Annotated in this window: 9 protein-coding genes and 1 tRNA gene; 5 read left to right on the top strand and 5 right to left on the bottom strand. The window is 33.6% G+C overall.

All coding sequences use genetic code 11. The features are described from left to right. Positions 1–5: 5 nt before the first annotated feature. Both DM397_RS19140 and ypfJ read left to right on the top strand, forming a co-directional pair. Positions 6–4,052 (top strand): PAS domain S-box protein, encoded by a 4,047-nt coding sequence (locus DM397_RS19140; protein ID WP_111379062.1) that lies wholly within the window; start codon positions 6–8, stop codon positions 4,050–4,052. Between the two features lie 163 nt (positions 4,053–4,215). Further along, positions 4,216–5,070 carry a KPN_02809 family neutral zinc metallopeptidase gene (ypfJ, locus tag DM397_RS19135; RefSeq protein ID WP_111379061.1) on the top strand — a complete coding sequence of 285 codons (855 nt, stop codon included), beginning with the start codon at positions 4,216–4,218 and terminating at the stop codon, positions 5,068–5,070. Positions 5,071–5,314: 244 nt separating this feature from the next. Here ypfJ and DM397_RS19130 read toward each other — a convergent pair. From DM397_RS19130 to DM397_RS19110, 5 genes are all read right to left on the bottom strand, one after another. Continuing rightward, a tRNA-His gene (locus tag DM397_RS19130) sits at positions 5,315–5,388 on the bottom strand. 79 nt (positions 5,389–5,467) lie between these two features. Continuing rightward, positions 5,468–6,184: a bacillithiol biosynthesis deacetylase BshB1 gene (gene bshB1, locus DM397_RS19125; RefSeq protein ID WP_111379060.1), complete on the bottom strand. Its 717-nt coding sequence runs from the start codon at positions 6,182–6,184 to the stop codon at positions 5,468–5,470. A gap of 82 nt (positions 6,185–6,266) precedes the next feature. Then, on the bottom strand, positions 6,267–7,331 hold the full coding sequence (locus DM397_RS19120; RefSeq protein ID WP_111379059.1) for a chorismate-binding protein: 1,065 nt from the start codon (positions 7,329–7,331) through the stop codon (positions 6,267–6,269). Positions 7,332–7,368: 37 nt separating this feature from the next. Then, positions 7,369–8,868: a P-loop NTPase fold protein gene (locus DM397_RS19115; protein WP_111379058.1), complete on the bottom strand. Its 1,500-nt coding sequence runs from the start codon at positions 8,866–8,868 to the stop codon at positions 7,369–7,371. 4 nt (positions 8,869–8,872) lie between these two features. After that, complete coding sequence (locus DM397_RS19110) at positions 8,873–9,301, bottom strand: PaaI family thioesterase (RefSeq protein ID WP_111379057.1); 429 nt, start codon at positions 9,299–9,301, stop codon at positions 8,873–8,875. 285 nt (positions 9,302–9,586) lie between these two features. Here DM397_RS19110 and DM397_RS19105 point away from each other — a divergent pair, with 285 nt between their 5' ends. From DM397_RS19105 to purL, 3 genes are all read left to right on the top strand, one after another. Beyond that, positions 9,587–11,101: a hypothetical protein gene (locus DM397_RS19105; protein WP_111379219.1), complete on the top strand. Its 1,515-nt coding sequence runs from the start codon at positions 9,587–9,589 to the stop codon at positions 11,099–11,101. Positions 11,102–11,504: 403 nt separating this feature from the next. Next, on the top strand, positions 11,505–13,349 hold the full coding sequence (locus DM397_RS19100; protein ID WP_111379056.1) for an endonuclease: 1,845 nt from the start codon (positions 11,505–11,507) through the stop codon (positions 13,347–13,349). Between the two features lie 386 nt (positions 13,350–13,735). Next, a complete protein-coding gene (purL, locus tag DM397_RS19095) occupies positions 13,736–17,389 on the top strand; it encodes a phosphoribosylformylglycinamidine synthase (RefSeq protein ID WP_111379055.1) in 3,654 nt (1,217 codons plus the stop codon). Positions 17,390–17,559 lie beyond the last annotated feature (170 nt).

Genomic DNA, 17,559 nt, shown 5'->3' with positions numbered 1-17,559 from the left:
ATTCTATGGTCGCAAACTGTAGTTTTTTCAATTCGGTTATCTCAGGAATTTCCGCTAGTGGAAGTGCCTTTGAATCAATTATGACCGGATGGTATGTATTTAATCCTGATATCATTTTCTACAATAATCATAAACTTATTGTTTTAGGATTATCGCTCTTTGCTTTTCTGTCGCTTTTGGTCTATCAATTTTTCAAAATCAAAGCAAAAATTGGATATTTCATAGAAAAAAAGAAAGAACAAGATACTGTTAGCAGAGAATATCAGCTTTATATTTTATTTTTTGGCATTGCAGTAATTGTTATCGAAATTATCAATGAAATCTTCAAAATTAGACCCAAAAGCCTATTGGTAGTCAATGTTCTCATTGGCATTTTTGTTCTTTTAATTTACACTGTAACAAATAGAATCAAATGGGTAAGAGATCAAATCCAACAGATTTTTATTTCTTGCTTCTTTATTTATATCAGTTATGTCGCTTACAACATTGTTACCTTAAGAAATGACGTTGTACCGATTATTGTTTTCCTTATTTCTTTTTTCTTTTCGTACAACATCCTCAAGCCTATAAAAATTTACTGGACTTTTGTCGGCTTAACCTTTGCTTTTTTAATTGCCACGCTAGCATTTCATCTTATTCCAATAAAATCCTCTATTTTATTGCTTAATTTCTGCATTCTGATTTTCATTATAAATCAGGTAAAATATGCTGTTTTATTAAACAATCGGGACAATTTTAGATTTGCAAATGAAATAGTTCACAAAGGAAATTCACTTACAATAGCCTCCAATCAAAAAAGCGAAATTCTTTTTTGCAGCGAAACCATAACTCCCATTTTAGGCTATCTGCCCGAAGAAGTTATGGGCGTAAAATTCTGGGAATTAACCGAGGATTCAGAAGAAAAATTAGATCCAATCAAAAACCACGAAAATAAGCTGTATATCAGAAAATTAAAAACAAAAAGCGGCGAATACAAATATATCCAATGGAAAGATAAAAAGTTCTCAGAAGATTTAATCATCAGTATCGGACAAGATGTTACGGAGCAGGTTATCGTTCAGGATCAATACAAAAATCTAATTCAGACCGCAACCGATATCATTTTTGAAATTGACGCCGAAGGTCATTTTACTTTCATCAATGAATTTGGCTTTTCTACTCTTGGCTATACTGAAAATGAAATCATTAAAAAGCATTATTCAAATTTTATTCACGAAAACTATATCACCAGTGCAGTAGATTTCTATGAAAATTTGGTGCTAAATGAAAATAATTATCCAATTATTGAAATTCCAATTCTGAAGAAAAACGGCGAAGAAATGTGGATTTCGCAAAAGATCATTGTACGCAAAAATGATTTAGGATTAACAACTGGCTTTTCTGGAATTGCAAGAGATATTACCGAGAAAAAGAATATCGAAAAGGAGAAAAAAAGACGTCTTAAAAAAATTGAAGCTTATAATAGTTCAACCAAAAAATTATCTACTACAGACTTTAGCAAATATGACGAACTAAACACAATCATTGATTTAATACTGAAAGAAGCCGCTATAATAAGCGATGTCAATCGTGTAAGTTTCTGGAAATATGACGACGACCTCATTACTTGCAAAAATCTTTTTAGCCTTGACAATCAAAGCGTAAGTGACAAAAATATTTTAAAAAAAGAATCCTATCCTATTTATTTTGAAACACTAAACAACAAAGCCATCATAAATGCTCCAGATGTATTCAACAAACTGGAAACATCTGAATTTCAAAAGCTTTATTTTACAAAAAACAACATAAAATCAATGCTGGATGTGCCTATTTTCTTAACAGGACAATTGGCAGGAGTTGTCTGTTTTGAAAGCACTGAACATAAACGCGAGTGGGATAATGAAGACATTAATTATGCGAGAACTATTTCAGATGTAATTTCGCTTGCCATTTCTTCACAAATGCGATTGGAAGCAGAAAGAAAATTAGAACTCAAAGGTCAGCTTTTGTCTGCACTTTCTTTGTGTACCGAAAAGTTCCTGCTAAGCAAAACTACTCATCAGATGTTTGAGGAAACGTATAACATTATTGGAAAAGCAGCCAAAGTAGATCATATGTATTACTACGAAAAAGATGCTATTTACAATACTGTAAGCCAAAAATACAAATGGTCGCGTGAAGGGGTTACGCATCAGATCACGCCATTGCGATCTATGACCGAAGAAAATCTGCGAGAGATTTACGATGCTGCATCACAAAGAAAAATTTTAAATACGCTAACGCGAAATCTTAATGATGGTTTTTTCAAAAAGCTACTGAGCGATAACGAAATTCAGTCAATTTTAATTTTACCAATTTACATAAATGACATTTTCACTGGTTTTATAGGCTTTGATGATTGCACGACAGAAAGAGAATGGTCTGAAGACGAAATTAATATCTTTCAGGTTTTAGCAAATAACATTTCGTCTGCATTAGAAAGAAACCGAAATGAAACTAAAATTATCCAAAGCGAGGAAAAATTCAAATTGATTGCCAACAATATTCCTGGAACGGTTTATTTATCAAAATTTGACGCTTTCTCGACCAAAATATTCTTAAACGACGAGGTCTCAAACCTTACAGGATATTCAAAATCTGAATTTATTGAAAATAATTTGTCTTTTCTGTCGTTAATTCATCCTGATGATAAAGAAGATGTAATTAACAATCAAATCGATAATCTCCAAAACGGAATACCTTTGCATAATGTATATCGCATTAAGCGTAAAAGTGGCGAGTACATTTGGATAGAAGAATTTGGAGATGTAATTAAGCGAAATGATGAAATTGAATTTGTTGGCGGAATATATTTTGATATTACAAGCAAAAAAGAAATCGAAGACGCCATAAAAGCCAAACAGCTAGCAGAAGCTGCAAGCAAATCAAAATCTGACTTTTTAGCCAATATGTCTCACGAAATTAGAACTCCTCTAAACGGAATTATTGGTTTTACACATTTATTAATGAAAACAGATTTAGAGGAAATTCAAGAAAAATACATGACCACAATTAACCAATCGGCTCATTCCCTTCTTGAAATTATTAATGACATTTTAGACTTCTCAAAAATTGAGGCTGGAAAATTAGAGCTCTTTATTGACTTATATGATATTAAAAAAATCTTAGGACAAATTTTTGATTTAATTATCTACGAATCCAACAAAAAGAATCTAAAACTTGAGTTGAATATAGATCCTGAAGTTCCAAAATATATCTGGACAGATATTGTCCGCATCAAACAAATTTTGATTAATCTGCTTTCTAATGCCGTTAAATTTACAACTGAAGGTTCCATCAAATTAAATGTTTCCGTTTTAGAAAAAAACAAAAACAACAATTGTGTGATTCGCTTTGCGGTTATCGATACCGGAATTGGCATATTAGAAAAAAATCAGAAGAGAATTTTCAGAGCCTTTTCTCAGGAAGACAGTTCTACAACAAGAAAATTTGGAGGAACTGGACTTGGTTTAACCATATCTAATCAGTTGCTTGCTTTAATGGAAAGTCGTTTACAGCTAGAAAGTAAAATTGACGAAGGAAGCACTTTTTTCTTTGATTTGAATTTAAAAACAAGCAACCAGAGCATTAATGATAAATACAATGCCGAACTCAAAAGTTTAAACATCAATCTGGATTCTGACGAAATAGAAACTAACGGCAACAATATTACTTTTTTAATTGTGGAAGACAACAAAGTAAATATGCTTCTACTTAAGACAATTATAAAAAATCTATACAATAATGCTTTTATTTTCGAATGTGAAAACGGGTACGAAGCCATTCAGCAATTTGAAAAAATTAATCCGACCATTATTTTTATGGATATTCAAATGCCTATTATGAATGGCTACGAAACTGCAAAAGCAATCAGAAACACTAAAAAAGGACGCGATGTTCCAATAATAGCCGTTACTGCTGGCGCAGAAAAGGAAGAACGCAACAAATGCATTTCTGCCGGAATGGACGATTATATTTCTAAACCAATTATGAAAGGAAGTGTAGAAGAAGCTTTAATTAAATGGCTGGGATAATTTTTTAGTTTTAAGTCCCAGTCGCAGTTTTCAGTTTCAGATTGTTTGCTAGCACTGAAAACTATGACCAAAAACTAAACATAAGCGTTTCAATTGTAAAATTTATCATAAAAAATCTATAAATTCGTACAACGTTTCAAACATAAAATAAAAACAATTCAATATGAAGTGGCAAGGCAGAAGACAAAGTGATAATGTCGAAGACAGAAGATCAATTTCCGGCGGAGGTAAAGCAATAATTGGCGGAGGAGTTATTGGGATCATTGTTTTGCTTCTGAATGTTTTTGGAGGTGAAACTGGCCAGCAGATAGCACCAATCCTAGAGCAAATGCAAGGAGGCCAAGGCCAACAGACAGAAGCCGCAGCGCCTTTAAGCAAGGAAGACGAAGAAATGGGAAATTTTGTGAGAGTTGTTCTAGCAGATAATGAAGATATTTGGAGTAAAGTTTTTGCCGAAAATGGCATGACCTACGAAAAGCCAAAATTAGTGCTTTTTAAAGGTAGCGTACAAACTGCCTGCGGAGGCGCATCATCGGCTTCTGGTCCTTTTTATTGTCCGGGAGATAGAAAAGTATATATGGATTTAGGTTTCTTTGAGGAGCTAAAAAGTAAATTTGGCGCAAAAGGTGGCGATTTTGCCATTGCTTACGTTATCGCACATGAAATTGGCCACCACATACAAACTTTGCTTGGTACGTCTGCAAAAATGCGTCAGGAACAGCAAGGAAAAAGTGAAGCTGAAGCTAATAAATTGTCTGTCGCCTTAGAACTACAAGCTGACTTCTACGCTGGTGTTTGGGCACATTACAATCAAGAAAATCTAGATGTTGGCGACATCGAGGAAGCATTAAGTGCAGCAAACGCTGTTGGAGACGATGCTATTCAAAGCAAAATGCAAGGACATGTAGTTCCAGATTCTTTTACCCACGGAACTTCAGAACAAAGAATGTATTGGTTTAAAAAAGGTTACAAAACCGGCGATATTAAACAAGGTACTACATTTGAAGAAATTCAATAATACATAAACCAAATATAATAACCACCAGAAAAAGCACAACTTAAGCAGTTGTGCTTTTTTAATTTCCAATATTTTAAAAATTCCAAATTCCAAACTCTTTGAGATTAGATTCAAAATAAAAAATTCCAAATTTCAAACTGCAGTGAGTTGGAATTTGGAATTTTCAAAAAATTGGAATTTTACTTTTTTTAGTTTTCGTCAGAAAACAAAAAAAGCCTTGAATTTCTTCAAGGCTTTAAATCTGGGTGGCTGACCGGGTTCGAACCGGCGACCCGCGGCACCACAAACCGCTACTCTAACCAGCTGAGCTACAACCACCATTTTTCTGCTTAGCGAGTGCAAATATAGAACAAAGGTTGAGTTCTACAAAGAAAAAAATGAAAAATTTTCATAAAAATTATATCAAATTTTCTAAGCTATTGACTGCCAAACATCTTTCAACTGTAAAACCTTCTGCAAAATCTTTCCCAACTAGTCTTCCTAAGTCTTTTGCACGATAATTTAGGCTTTCAAAAAAGTTTTTACTCGTAATTGGCGTCGCAGGTTCATTTGAATTCGGATCATAAAATTGAGTTTTATAAGCCATAATTGCTTCCACCTTTTTTTCTTCGAAACCTGTAATATCCACAACGAAGTCTGGAGTAATATTTTTCCATTGAATATAATGATATACCACTTTAGGCCTCCATGCCTCCTGTTTCACTCCGTCTATTGAAGTTTCGATTTTCATTAAACCAGATAAAAAGCAAGCATCAGAAACTAATTTACTTCCTTTTCCGTGATCAATGTGGCGATCGTCAATTGCATTGCACAATACAATTTCTGGTTTGTATTTACGAATCATTTTAATGACTTCTAATTGATGCTTTTCGTCATTAACAAAAAATCCGTCGCGCATTGCTAAATTTTCACGCACTAGAACTCCTAAAATGGCTGCAGCGTCTTTTGCTTCTTGATCTCTAATTTCTGCTGTTCCGCGCGTTCCTAATTCACCACGCGTTAAATCTACAATACCTACTTTTTTCCCAAGGGAAACTTCTTTTAAAATGGTTCCAGCACAACCTAATTCTACGTCGTCTGGATGCGCCCCGAAGGCTAATATGTCTAATTTCATTTATTTTTTGTTTCAGGTTTCAAGTTTCAGGTTTCAAGTTGTCAACAGAACTTGAAACCTGAAACTTGAAACAATTTATAAACTATTTTCTCAAGACTCTTTTCATCGTCATTGATTTATTGACGCTTTCTTCCCATTCCCTCTCAGGAACACTTTCTTTTGTGATTCCGCAGCCCATATACAGAATGGCTTTATTTTCCTGAATCTGCATGCATCGTAAATTTACAAATAAATCAGAACTTGCATTATTTCCAGCAAAAGTGCTGTTTAATTCGCCTAGAAAACCAGTATAGAAAGTTCTATTGTAATTCTCATTTTCCAAAATAAAAGCTTTCGATTTCTTTTTCGGAAGTCCGCAAACGGCTGGAGTTGGATGCAAAGTATCAACCACTTCTTCTAGAGTTGAATTATCTTTTAAAACACCTGAAATATCTGTTTTAATATGCCAGATAGATCCTGCTTTTAAACTGTAAGGTTCAGAAACTACAACCGAGGCTGTAAATTCTCGAAGTCTTTTCACAATAAAATCGGTTACAAACTGCTGTTCGTCTTTTTCTTTTTGCTGCCAAACAATTTCTGTTTCCTGATTATCTTTCTGCGTTCCCGCCAAAGCCATGGTTTCAAAAACATTTCCGTTTGCCTTTAAAAGTTTTTCAGGCGTTGCTCCCATCCAAAGTCCAATTTTAGGATGAAAGAAACAATAACAGAAAGTGGCAGGATATAATTGAACCAAATGCTGAAAGGTTTCGATAAAATCAAATTCAGCCAAAGGCACTTCTTCGCTTCTCGATAAAACTACTTTTTTGAATTCTTCATTTTTAATCGCTTGAATTCCCAGTGCAACTAAATATTCATATTGAAATTTAGCTTCTGGATCAAAACTCAAATCGTCTATTTCAATTGGTTCGAAAGAAGTTTTTTCTTTTTCGGCAGTAATAATTTCCGATTCATTTTCAGGAATCAGAATTAATTGTTTTTCATCAAAAGAAGCAAAAACAAACCCTTTTTCGCTGTAATCAGAAACTTTGTGTAATGTATTATTTTGCTGTAAAATCCCAGTTAAGTCCGAAGTATTAGGTTTTGAATAAAGCACAAAGGGCAAATTCTGTTCTTTATGATTTTTAATTTTTAAGAAAAATGGATTCATTTATTATGTCTATATCGGTAAAAACCAAAATTTAAATTTATTGCAACAGCCCTCTTTTTTTACAAATTATAAAAGTGTCAAATAAAATTCTATAAGGATTCAACACAACGTCTTGAGAATCCATATTTTGACCTTTAGTTGCTTTTTTAAAATTAACAAAACTCACATAATCATAACTATTAAATTCATTATAATGGAACGTACAATCATAGTTCTCCAAATAAACAGTCTTCTCTTCTTTTGAAATATCAACATTTAAATCTTCAGGCGACAAAAAAAGCAGACAGTAAGAAATAAGATTATTAACATCAAACTCATTTTTTGTCACATATCCATCTCCATGTCTTGACCTAAAGTTCCCACTATCAAACAATTCAAATAGCGAAGAAAGCTTAATTTGTAATATTTCAAAAGATCCATAGAAATTCTTTAATAAATAAAAAAGTACCAATATTGGAGAACTACTTAGATACGTATTATACTTACCATAAACCAATTCAGGAACTTTTAGAGAGGGAGAAGACAACAACATACGTAAATTAAGTAATTTTGCATCAATCAAACTAAGAGTAATTGATTTCAAAACAACTAAAAATCTATTATTTTTATCCATACTATAAAAGGATAAGTTTCGATCAAATTCAATTTTAAAGAGAAAACTTTCGATTTTATTTTTTACATATTTACGATTATCAAAATCAAATGGTGAAATTGAATAGAATTTATCAATATATCCAGAAAAATCAACATCTAATCCATATTTATGATGAAATATTTTCCTAATATTTTCTATATCACAGACAAAAATTACTTTATCAAAACCAAATTTATTTCTATTATTAATTTCTTCATGATGTGCACTAAAGATGTTAAATATTCTAAAAACATGATCAGGATCTAATCTATCTAAGTCATCAATAATTAATACTGCTAATTTTTTATTCTCTTTTTTAACTCTTTCAATTAAGTCGAAAATCAATTCAGAGATCGCATCCATTTCGTGCTGATTTCCTTTTTTATTTTCTATCGATTTTAGAAATGCACTAATATCATTTTCTTCATCAATTTTAATCTCTTCATTAAATTTTTTAAAATCTCCAACTGTATTTTCCAATGCTTTAATAAAATCAACTATTGGAGTTCCAATCTTTTCACTAAAACTCAATATTGCATATAAAAGAGGCATGAAGTTCATGCGCTCCATGATAAACATTTGACTTTTCAGAAGTAAAGTAAAGTCTTCTTTTTCTAATTTAATTTCTTCATAAAACCTTCCCATTAATTGAAATAACAAATCAAATTTTATTAGTTCAAATACGTCTTCATTTGAAGAAACAGAATAATTAACTGGAAATATCCTTAAATAAAAAAAACTATCTTCATCCTCACTCTCTGCAACCTCTTTTAAAAATGTAGATTTACCTGTTCCAAAAGGCCCTGAAAACAATATCCTTTTATTATTCTCAATTTCTAAATGCTTTTTAAAGTCATTCTGAATATCAAAAATTTCAATTTTTATTTCTTTTGTTGATTCCATAGAATTACACAATCTTTCTATCCAAAACCATATTCGTCAATTTACAAAGCGAAACCAAATTACCTTCTTCATCGGTAATTTTAATTTCCCAAAGATGAAGGCTTCTGCCTTTGTGAATAATTCTGGCTGTTCCAAAAACATAACCTTCACGAATACTTTTTAGATGATTTGCCGAGATTTCGATGCCTCTTACCTCCTGCTCTTTCGGATTAATAAAAAAGAAAGAAGCCGCGCTTCCAACACTTTCTGCTAAAGCTACAGAAGCACCTCCATGAAGCAATCCCATCGGTTGATGAACGCTTGGATTTACAGGCATTTTTGCAGTTAAAAAATCTTCTCCGGCGTCGATATATTCAATTTTCAGCGTTTCCATTAATGTGTTTTTAGAAAACTCATTACAGCGCGCTAAAATCTGTTCTTTTGTATAATTCATTAAAATAAACTTTAAAAACGTAAAATTAAAGAAAGATAAGACATAAATCTAAAAAACGGATTCTAAAATTGAAAATCAATTATGAACTTGTCAGTTTTTTGCTATTTTTACAAAAACAATCAAAATCAATCTTTGGCTTTTTTTTGCCACTCCCGATAGCTATCGGGATACACAGATTAAAAAAATTAAAAAATGATATAGCCACGAATTACACTAATTTACACGAATTAATTTGAAATAAAATTTGTGAAAATTAGTGTAATTCGTGGCAAAAAAGAAACAATAATGCGCCAATACTTTGCACTCTTAATTTTCGGAATAATTCTAGCTTTCAGTTCTTGCCGAACTGATTTTGATACTGTTGCCAGTTCTGGAGATTTAAAGTTTTCAAAAGACACTGTTTATTTGGACACTGTTTTTAAAAATATTGGTTCAAGCACGTATCAATTGAAAGTCTATAACCGAAGTAAAAATGATATTTCGATTCCGACTGTACAATTTAAAAAAGGCTTGAATTCTAAATACAGAATGACGATTGACGGAATGAGTGGCAACGAAGGAAAGATTTTTAAAGATGTCACGCTTTTAGCAAAAGACAGTTTGTACATTTTTATAGAAACTACAGCAGATATTACAGATGCCAATCCAACAGATTTTTTATATACTGATGAAATTCAATTTGACAGCGGTGCTAATTTGCAGGAGGTAGCTTTGGTAACCTTAATTCAAGATGCTATATTTTTATATCCAAATCAAAATCCAGACGGAACAAAGGAAAAAATTAAAATTGACGGCAAAGAGGTTGACGGATTTTATTTGAGTGAAAATGATCCAACAAACGGAAACGAACTTCTTTTTACAAATGACAAACCTTACGTAATTTATGGTTACGCAGGAGTTCCCGAAAACAAAACAGTAACTTTTGAAGCTGGCGCAAGAATCCATTTTCACGCCAATTCTGGTTTATATGTCGGAAATAATGCTTCACTTCAAATCAATGGAACAACTTCTAAAACTGATAAACTCGAAAACGAAGTGATTTTTGAAGGCGATCGTTTAGAATCGCTTTACTCTGATATTCCAGGACAGTGGAAATCGGTTATTTTTGAAAAAGGAAGCACCAATCATGCTATCAATCATTTGACTTTAAAAAATGCTGTTATTGGTTTAGATTTTAGAAGTCCTTCAAATACAATAGAAATTAAAAACTCGCAGATTTACAATTGTGCTGAATACGGAATTTTGGCTCAAAACGCCCAAATTGAAGGAGAGAACATTGTTATTAATTATGCTGGATTAGCTAGTCTATCTTGTGTTTATGGCGGAAACTACAAATTTACACATTGCACTTTCAACAATAACTGGTCGACACCTTCTCAATTTGCGGTTAACTTAAGTAATTCATTGGCTGGAGCAACCCCAGAAACGAATCCGCTTACTCAGGCAACTTTTAATAATTGCATTATTTACGGTTCAAGCACCAACGAATTTAATTTGAGCAAAAATACAAGCGCTTCATTTGTATATCAATTAAACAATTGTCTACTAAAATTCAGCAGTTCAACTACAAATCCTAATTATCAATTTAAAACCGATACAGAACATTATACGAATATTATTCTAAATGAGAATCCTAAATTTTATAATGTTTCTGAAAACAAATTTAATATCGATAAAACTTCTTCCGCTTTCGCGAAAGGGAATCAAGCCTATATAATTCCAACAGATATTTTAGGAATTACAAGAACTTCGCCGCCAGATTTGGGTGCTTATCAAAGTCAAGATTTTCCTAAAAAGTAGTTTTTGCCACAAAGACGCTAAGGCACAATTTTTTTTTATACAAAGTATATCGTAGAGACGCACTGCAGTGCGTCTACGCAACGAATATCCACAATACGTTAGAACCAAGTTTTTAATCTCGCAAAGTCGCGAAGACGCAAAGATTTTTAAATTAACTTAAAAAATTAAACTTTGCGTCTTCGCGACTTTGCGAGCCAAAAACACCCCGCAACATAAAATAAATCTTCCTGCCTTAGCGCCTTCGTGGCAAATAAAAAACATCGTAAGAAAATATATCTAAAATTAAACATCACTTAACGTATTGCTTTCATAAAAGTAGTAGATTTGTTATAACACATTTTTAAAAACTTAACAATCAGGTTTTTAAAATAGTTTTCTCAACCAAATCTTAAAACTATTAATTATGAAAAAAAACTACTTTTTACTGTTATTGATGTTTACTGCAATTGGTTTTGCTCAAATTCCATCCGGATATTACAGCACGGCAACTGGAACGGGCTACACTTTAAAAACACAATTGTATAACATTATTAAAGGTCATACCGACAATGGATACGCAGGTTTGTACACTACTTATCAAACCTCAGATGTTGACAATTTTTACGAAAATGACGGAACTGTTTTAGACATGTATTCTGAAAATCCATCAGGAACAGATCCGTACACTTATACAACTGGAACTACTCAAAGATGTGGCAGTTATTCTGTTGAAGGCGATTGCTACAATAGAGAACACATTATACCGCAATCTGTTTTTAATGAACAGTCACCAATGGTTGCCGATGCGCATTTTATTACGCCAACTGATGGTAAAGTAAACGGAATACGTTCCAACTATCCGCACGGAAATGTAAGTTCAGCGACATACACTTCTCAAAACGGAAGTAAATTAGGATCAAGTGCCGTTTCTGGATATTCGGGAACAGTTTTCGAACCAATAAATGATTTTAAAGGCGATATTGCCAGAATGTATTTCTATTTTGCAACACGATACGAAAATACCGTTGCAGGTTATTCTTATGCTATGTTTAATGGCTCGAGCAACCAAGTTTTTACAACTGCTTTCTTGAATATGCTTTTGGCTTGGCATGCGCAAGACCCCGTTAGCGCAAGAGAAATTGCGAGAAACAACGCAATTTATTCACGCCAAAATAATCGTAATCCGTTTATTGATCATCCAGAATATGTAAATCAAATTTGGGGCGGAACTCCTTCTGGCGATACTCAAGCGCCAACCGCACCAACAAGTTTGGCTTCAACATCAAAAACGGCAACCTCAATTACACTTTCATGGACAGCTTCAACAGATAATGTAGCCGTTACAGGTTATGATGTTTATGCTAATAGTGTTTTAAAAACAACTGTTTCCAGCACAAATACAACAATTACAGGTTTAACCGCTTCAACAGCTTATTCTATTTATGTAAAAGCAAAAGATGCTGCAGGAAATGCTTCTGCATCAAGCAATACAATAAGCGTTACAACAGACAGCAGTGGAACAGGAACCGCAACCGATCTTCTTTTCTCTGAATATATTGAAGGTTCTGGAAACAACAAAGCTTTAGAAATTGCAAACAATACTGGAGCTTCTGTTAATCTGTCTGCGTATACAATCAAAAAACAAACAAACGGTGCTGGTTCTTGGAGCACTGGATTGGCTCTAAGCGGAACTTTAACAACTGGAAGCAAATTTGTAATTGTAAACAGTTCTATGTCATCAAGCTGTTTCTCTACAAGCGCGGCCAATATTTCGACCACAGCAACCGAACTGACTTTTAACGGAAATGATGCTGTAGGTTTATTTAAAAACGGTGTTTTAATTGATATCATTGGAACTTTTAATGGTGGAACAGCCAATTTTGCCATCGATGTTACTTTAAGAAGAAAATCGACTGTGACTTCTCCGAGCACAACATTCAATTTAAGCGCACAATGGGATTCGTATTCTCAAGATACTTGCAACAACTTAGCTAGCAAAATGGTTCAGACTCCTGAAATCGAAGAAGAAGTCATTGCAGACGAAATTGCAATTTACCCAAATCCGTCTAATGGAAATTTCAATATTCAGCCAGGTATTGTAAATAGCCCTTATTCTATTGAAATTTTCTCATTCTCTGGTCAGAAAGTTTTCGAACAACAAAACACAACTTCTCCAGAAGTTTCTGTACATAATCTTCCAACGGGAATCTATATTATTAAAATTATAAAAGGAGAAAAAACAGCTTTTAAAAAGGTTATTATTAATTAAAAATTAGATTTTCATCAACCAAAAAAGCGGCAAATTGCCGCTTTTTTCATTATCTGTGAAAGATTTTTCTTTAGAAACGTATTTTTTATCACTTTCTGCGTTTCGTAAATTTTGCAGATCTGCCCACGTATAAACACCAAAATTGCATCATTTCAATTTTCACTTTTTCCTTTCTAAAAGTTTAATATTACAGAACATATCAAAAAAGAAAAATTACTAAATCTTTAAATTTTCTCATAGACCGAAACCTCTTGATATTGCGTCTTTTTGGTAGAAAAAATGCAAGAAAAAAGCAATTTCATTTTTTTTGAAAAGAGATGGTTTTCAAATTTGCGCTTACTATTTATTTACATTAAATTTGCAGCTCAATACAACAAACTACACAAATGATCCATTTCTTTGAAAACCAAAGCAAAACTGTTTTTGCCGTACAAACGCAAAACGAAATTTCAGCTCAAGACATTTCAAAATTAAACTGGCTTTTTGCCGACGCAAGTAAGATCGAAAAATCTGCATTGACAGGTTTCTTTGTTGGTCCTCGCGCTACTATGATTACACCTTGGAGTACAAATGCTGTAGAAATTACTCAAAACATGGGGATTTCTGGCATTATCAGAATCGAAGAATTTCATCCTGCAACGGAAGATTTCACTGATTTTGACCCAATGCTTTCTCAAAAATTCAACGAATTAGATCAAGAAATCTTCACTATCAACATTCAGCCGGAACCAATTTTGGAAATTGATGATATTGCTGCTTATAACAAAGTGGAAGGTTTAGCTTTAAGCGAAGAAGAAGTTGAGTATTTAAACAATCTTTCGACTAAACTAGGAAGAAAATTAACTGATTCTGAAATTTTTGCTTTCTCACAAGCAAACTCAGAGCACTGCCGTCACAAAATTTTCAACGGAACTTTTGTTATCGATGGCGAAGAAAAAGAAACTTCTCTTTTCAAATTAATCAAAAAAACATCTCAGGAAAATCCTAACGATATTGTGTCTGCTTACAAAGACAACGTTGCTTTTGTAAAAGGACCAAAAGTGCAGCAGTTTGCACCAAAATCGGCTGATAAACCTGATTTTTACGAAATAAAAGAATTTGATTCGGTTATCTCATTAAAAGCCGAAACTCACAATTTCCCAACAACAGTTGAGCCTTTCAACGGAGCTGCAACAGGATCTGGAGGAGAAATTCGTGACCGTTTAGCTGGAGGTCAAGGATCTTTACCATTAGCTGGAACTGCGGTTTACATGACTTCTTACTCTCGTTTGAAAGAAGACAGAAAATGGGAAAATGCAGTTGAAGAAAGAAAATGGTTGTACCAAACACCAATGGATATCTTGATCAAAGCTTCAAATGGAGCTTCTGATTTCGGAAATAAATTTGGTCAGCCACTTATTACAGGTTCTGTTTTAACTTTCGAACACGAAGAAGAAAACCGTAAAATTGGTTACGATAAAGTAATCATGCAGGCGGGAGGAATTGGATACGGAAAACTGGATCAATCAATCAAAAAGAAACCACAAGAAGGCGATAAAATTGTAATTCTTGGTGGAGAAAATTATAGAATCGGAATGGGTGGTGCTGCAGTTTCTTCTGCAGATACAGGAGCTTTCGGTTCAGGAATCGAATTAAATGCGATTCAGCGTTCAAACCCTGAAATGCAAAAACGTGCTGCAAACGCGATTCGTGGTTTGGTGGAAAGCGACAATAACCCAATTGTTTCTATTCACGATCACGGAGCTGGAGGACACTTAAACTGTCTTTCTGAATTGGTGGAAGAAACTGGAGGTTTAATCGATTTGGATAAATTGCCTGTTGGAGACCCAACACTTTCTGCAAAAGAAATTATCGGTAACGAATCTCAAGAAAGAATGGGATTGGTTATTGGTCAAAAAGATATTGATACATTACAAAGAATCGCCGACAGAGAGCGTTCTCCAATGTATCAGGTTGGAGATGTAACGGGAGATCACCGTTTTACATTCGAATCTAAAACAAATGGTTCAAAACCGATGGATTATGCTTTAGAAGATTTCTTCGGAAGCTCTCCAAAAACGGTTATGACAGATAAAACGGTTGACAGAAAATATGCTGATGTTGCTTATTCAGCAAATGACTTCGAAAGCTATTTAAAAGACGTTTTACGTTTAGAAGCTGTTGCTTCAAAAGACTGGTTAACAAACAAAGTGGACCGTTGCGTTGGAGGAAAAGTAGCTAAACAGCAAAATGCTGGTCCGTTACAATTACCTTTAAATAATGTTGGAGTTATGGCTCTAGATTATTTAGGAAAAGAAGGTATTGCAACATCTATCGGGCACGCTCCTATCGCAGCTTTGATTGATCCGGTTGCGGGAAGTAGAAATGCTATTGCAGAATCATTATCAAACATTATCTGGGCTCCAATTAAAGATCAGTTGAAAGGAATTTCATTATCTGCAAACTGGATGTGGGCTTGTAAAAACGAAGGTGAAGACGCTCGTTTATACGAAGCTGTACAAGGATGTTCAGATTTTGCAATTGAATTGGGAATCAATATTCCGACAGGAAAAGATTCACTTTCAATGAAACAAAAATATCCAAATGACGAAGTAATTGCGCCAGGAACGGTTATTATTTCAGCTGCTGGAAACTGTACAGATATTAGAAAAGTGGTTGAGCCTGTTTTACAGAAAAACGGAGATTCTATTTACTATATCAATTTGTCTCAAGATGCTTTCAAATTAGGAGGTTCATCTTTTGCGCAAATCAGAAATACAATTGGAAACGAAACTTCTACAATTAAAGATGCTTCTTTCTTCAAAAATGCATTTAATACCATTCAGGAATTAATCGGCGAAAGCCAAATCTTAGCAGGTCACGATATCGGAAGCGGTGGTTTAATCACTACTTTATTAGAATTGTGTTTTGCTGATGTAAATCTTGGAGCAAAAATTGATTTTAGTGCTTTCGCAGAAAAAGATTTATTGAAAATCCTTTTTGCAGAAAACATCGGAATTGTTTTCCAAGCAAAATCAGATGTAGCTGTTGAAGCTAAATTAAAAGCTAATAATATTGAATTCTTCAAAATTGGTTCTGTAACTTCTACAGCTACTTTAGAAGTTGGAAATTGGAAATTAGATATTCCAACTTACAGAGATACTTGGTTTGAGACTTCTTATTTATTAGATCAAAAACAGTCTAAAAACGGAAGAGCTCAGGCACGTTTTGAAAACTATAAAAATCAGGTTTTAAATTATACTTTCCCAACACATTTTACAGGAAAAAAACCAGAAATCGACAATTCTAAACCAAGACCAAAAGCAGCTATTATTCGTGAAAAAGGAAGTAATTCTGAGCGTGAAATGGCAAACGCAATGTACTTGGCAGGTTTTGACGTAAAAGACGTTCACATGACGGATTTAATTTCTGGTCGTGAAACACTTGAAGATATCCAGTTTATTGGTGCTGTTGGAGGATTCTCTAACTCTGACGTTTTAGGTTCTGCTAAAGGTTGGGCTGGAGCTTTCTTATATAACGAAAAAGCAAAAACAGCTTTAGATAATTTCTTCAAAAGAGAAGATACTTTATCTGTTGGAATCTGTAACGGTTGCCAATTGTTTATGGAATTGGAAGTTATTAATCCAGAACATGAAGTTCACGGAAAAATGCACCATAACGAAAGCCAGAAACACGAAAGTATCTTTACTTCTGTAACGGTTCAGGAAAATAACTCTGTGATGTTATCTACTTTGTCTGGAAGCACTTTAGGAGTTTGGGTTTCTCACGGAGAAGGTAAATTCAAATTGCCTTATTCAGAAGATCAATACAACATTGTTTCTAAATATGCTTACGAAGGTTATCCTGCAAACCCTAACGGTTCTGATTACAACACAGCAATGATGTGTGACAAAACGGGAAGACATTTGGTGATGATGCCTCACATTGAGCGTTCGACTTTCCAATGGAACTGGGCGCATTATCCAAAAGACAGAAATGACGAGGTTACGCCTTGGCACGAAGCTTTTGTTAATGCCAGAAAATGGATTGAGAAAAACTAAGAAATATATTTTTACTAAAAGCGCCCGATAATTTCGGGCGTTTTTTTTTTAGCCACGAATTCACGAATTTTTATTTACAAATACAGAATTAAAAAAATTCGTGAATTCGTGGCTATAAAAAACTATTTAAAACTATTCTAAGATTAATTTAATGGTATCTTAAGACAGCT

The sequence above is a fragment of the Flavobacterium nitrogenifigens genome, assembly GCF_003254565.1.
Taxonomy (GTDB): domain Bacteria; phylum Bacteroidota; class Bacteroidia; order Flavobacteriales; family Flavobacteriaceae; genus Flavobacterium; species Flavobacterium nitrogenifigens.
This window is presented reverse-complemented; position numbering and strand designations above follow the sequence as displayed.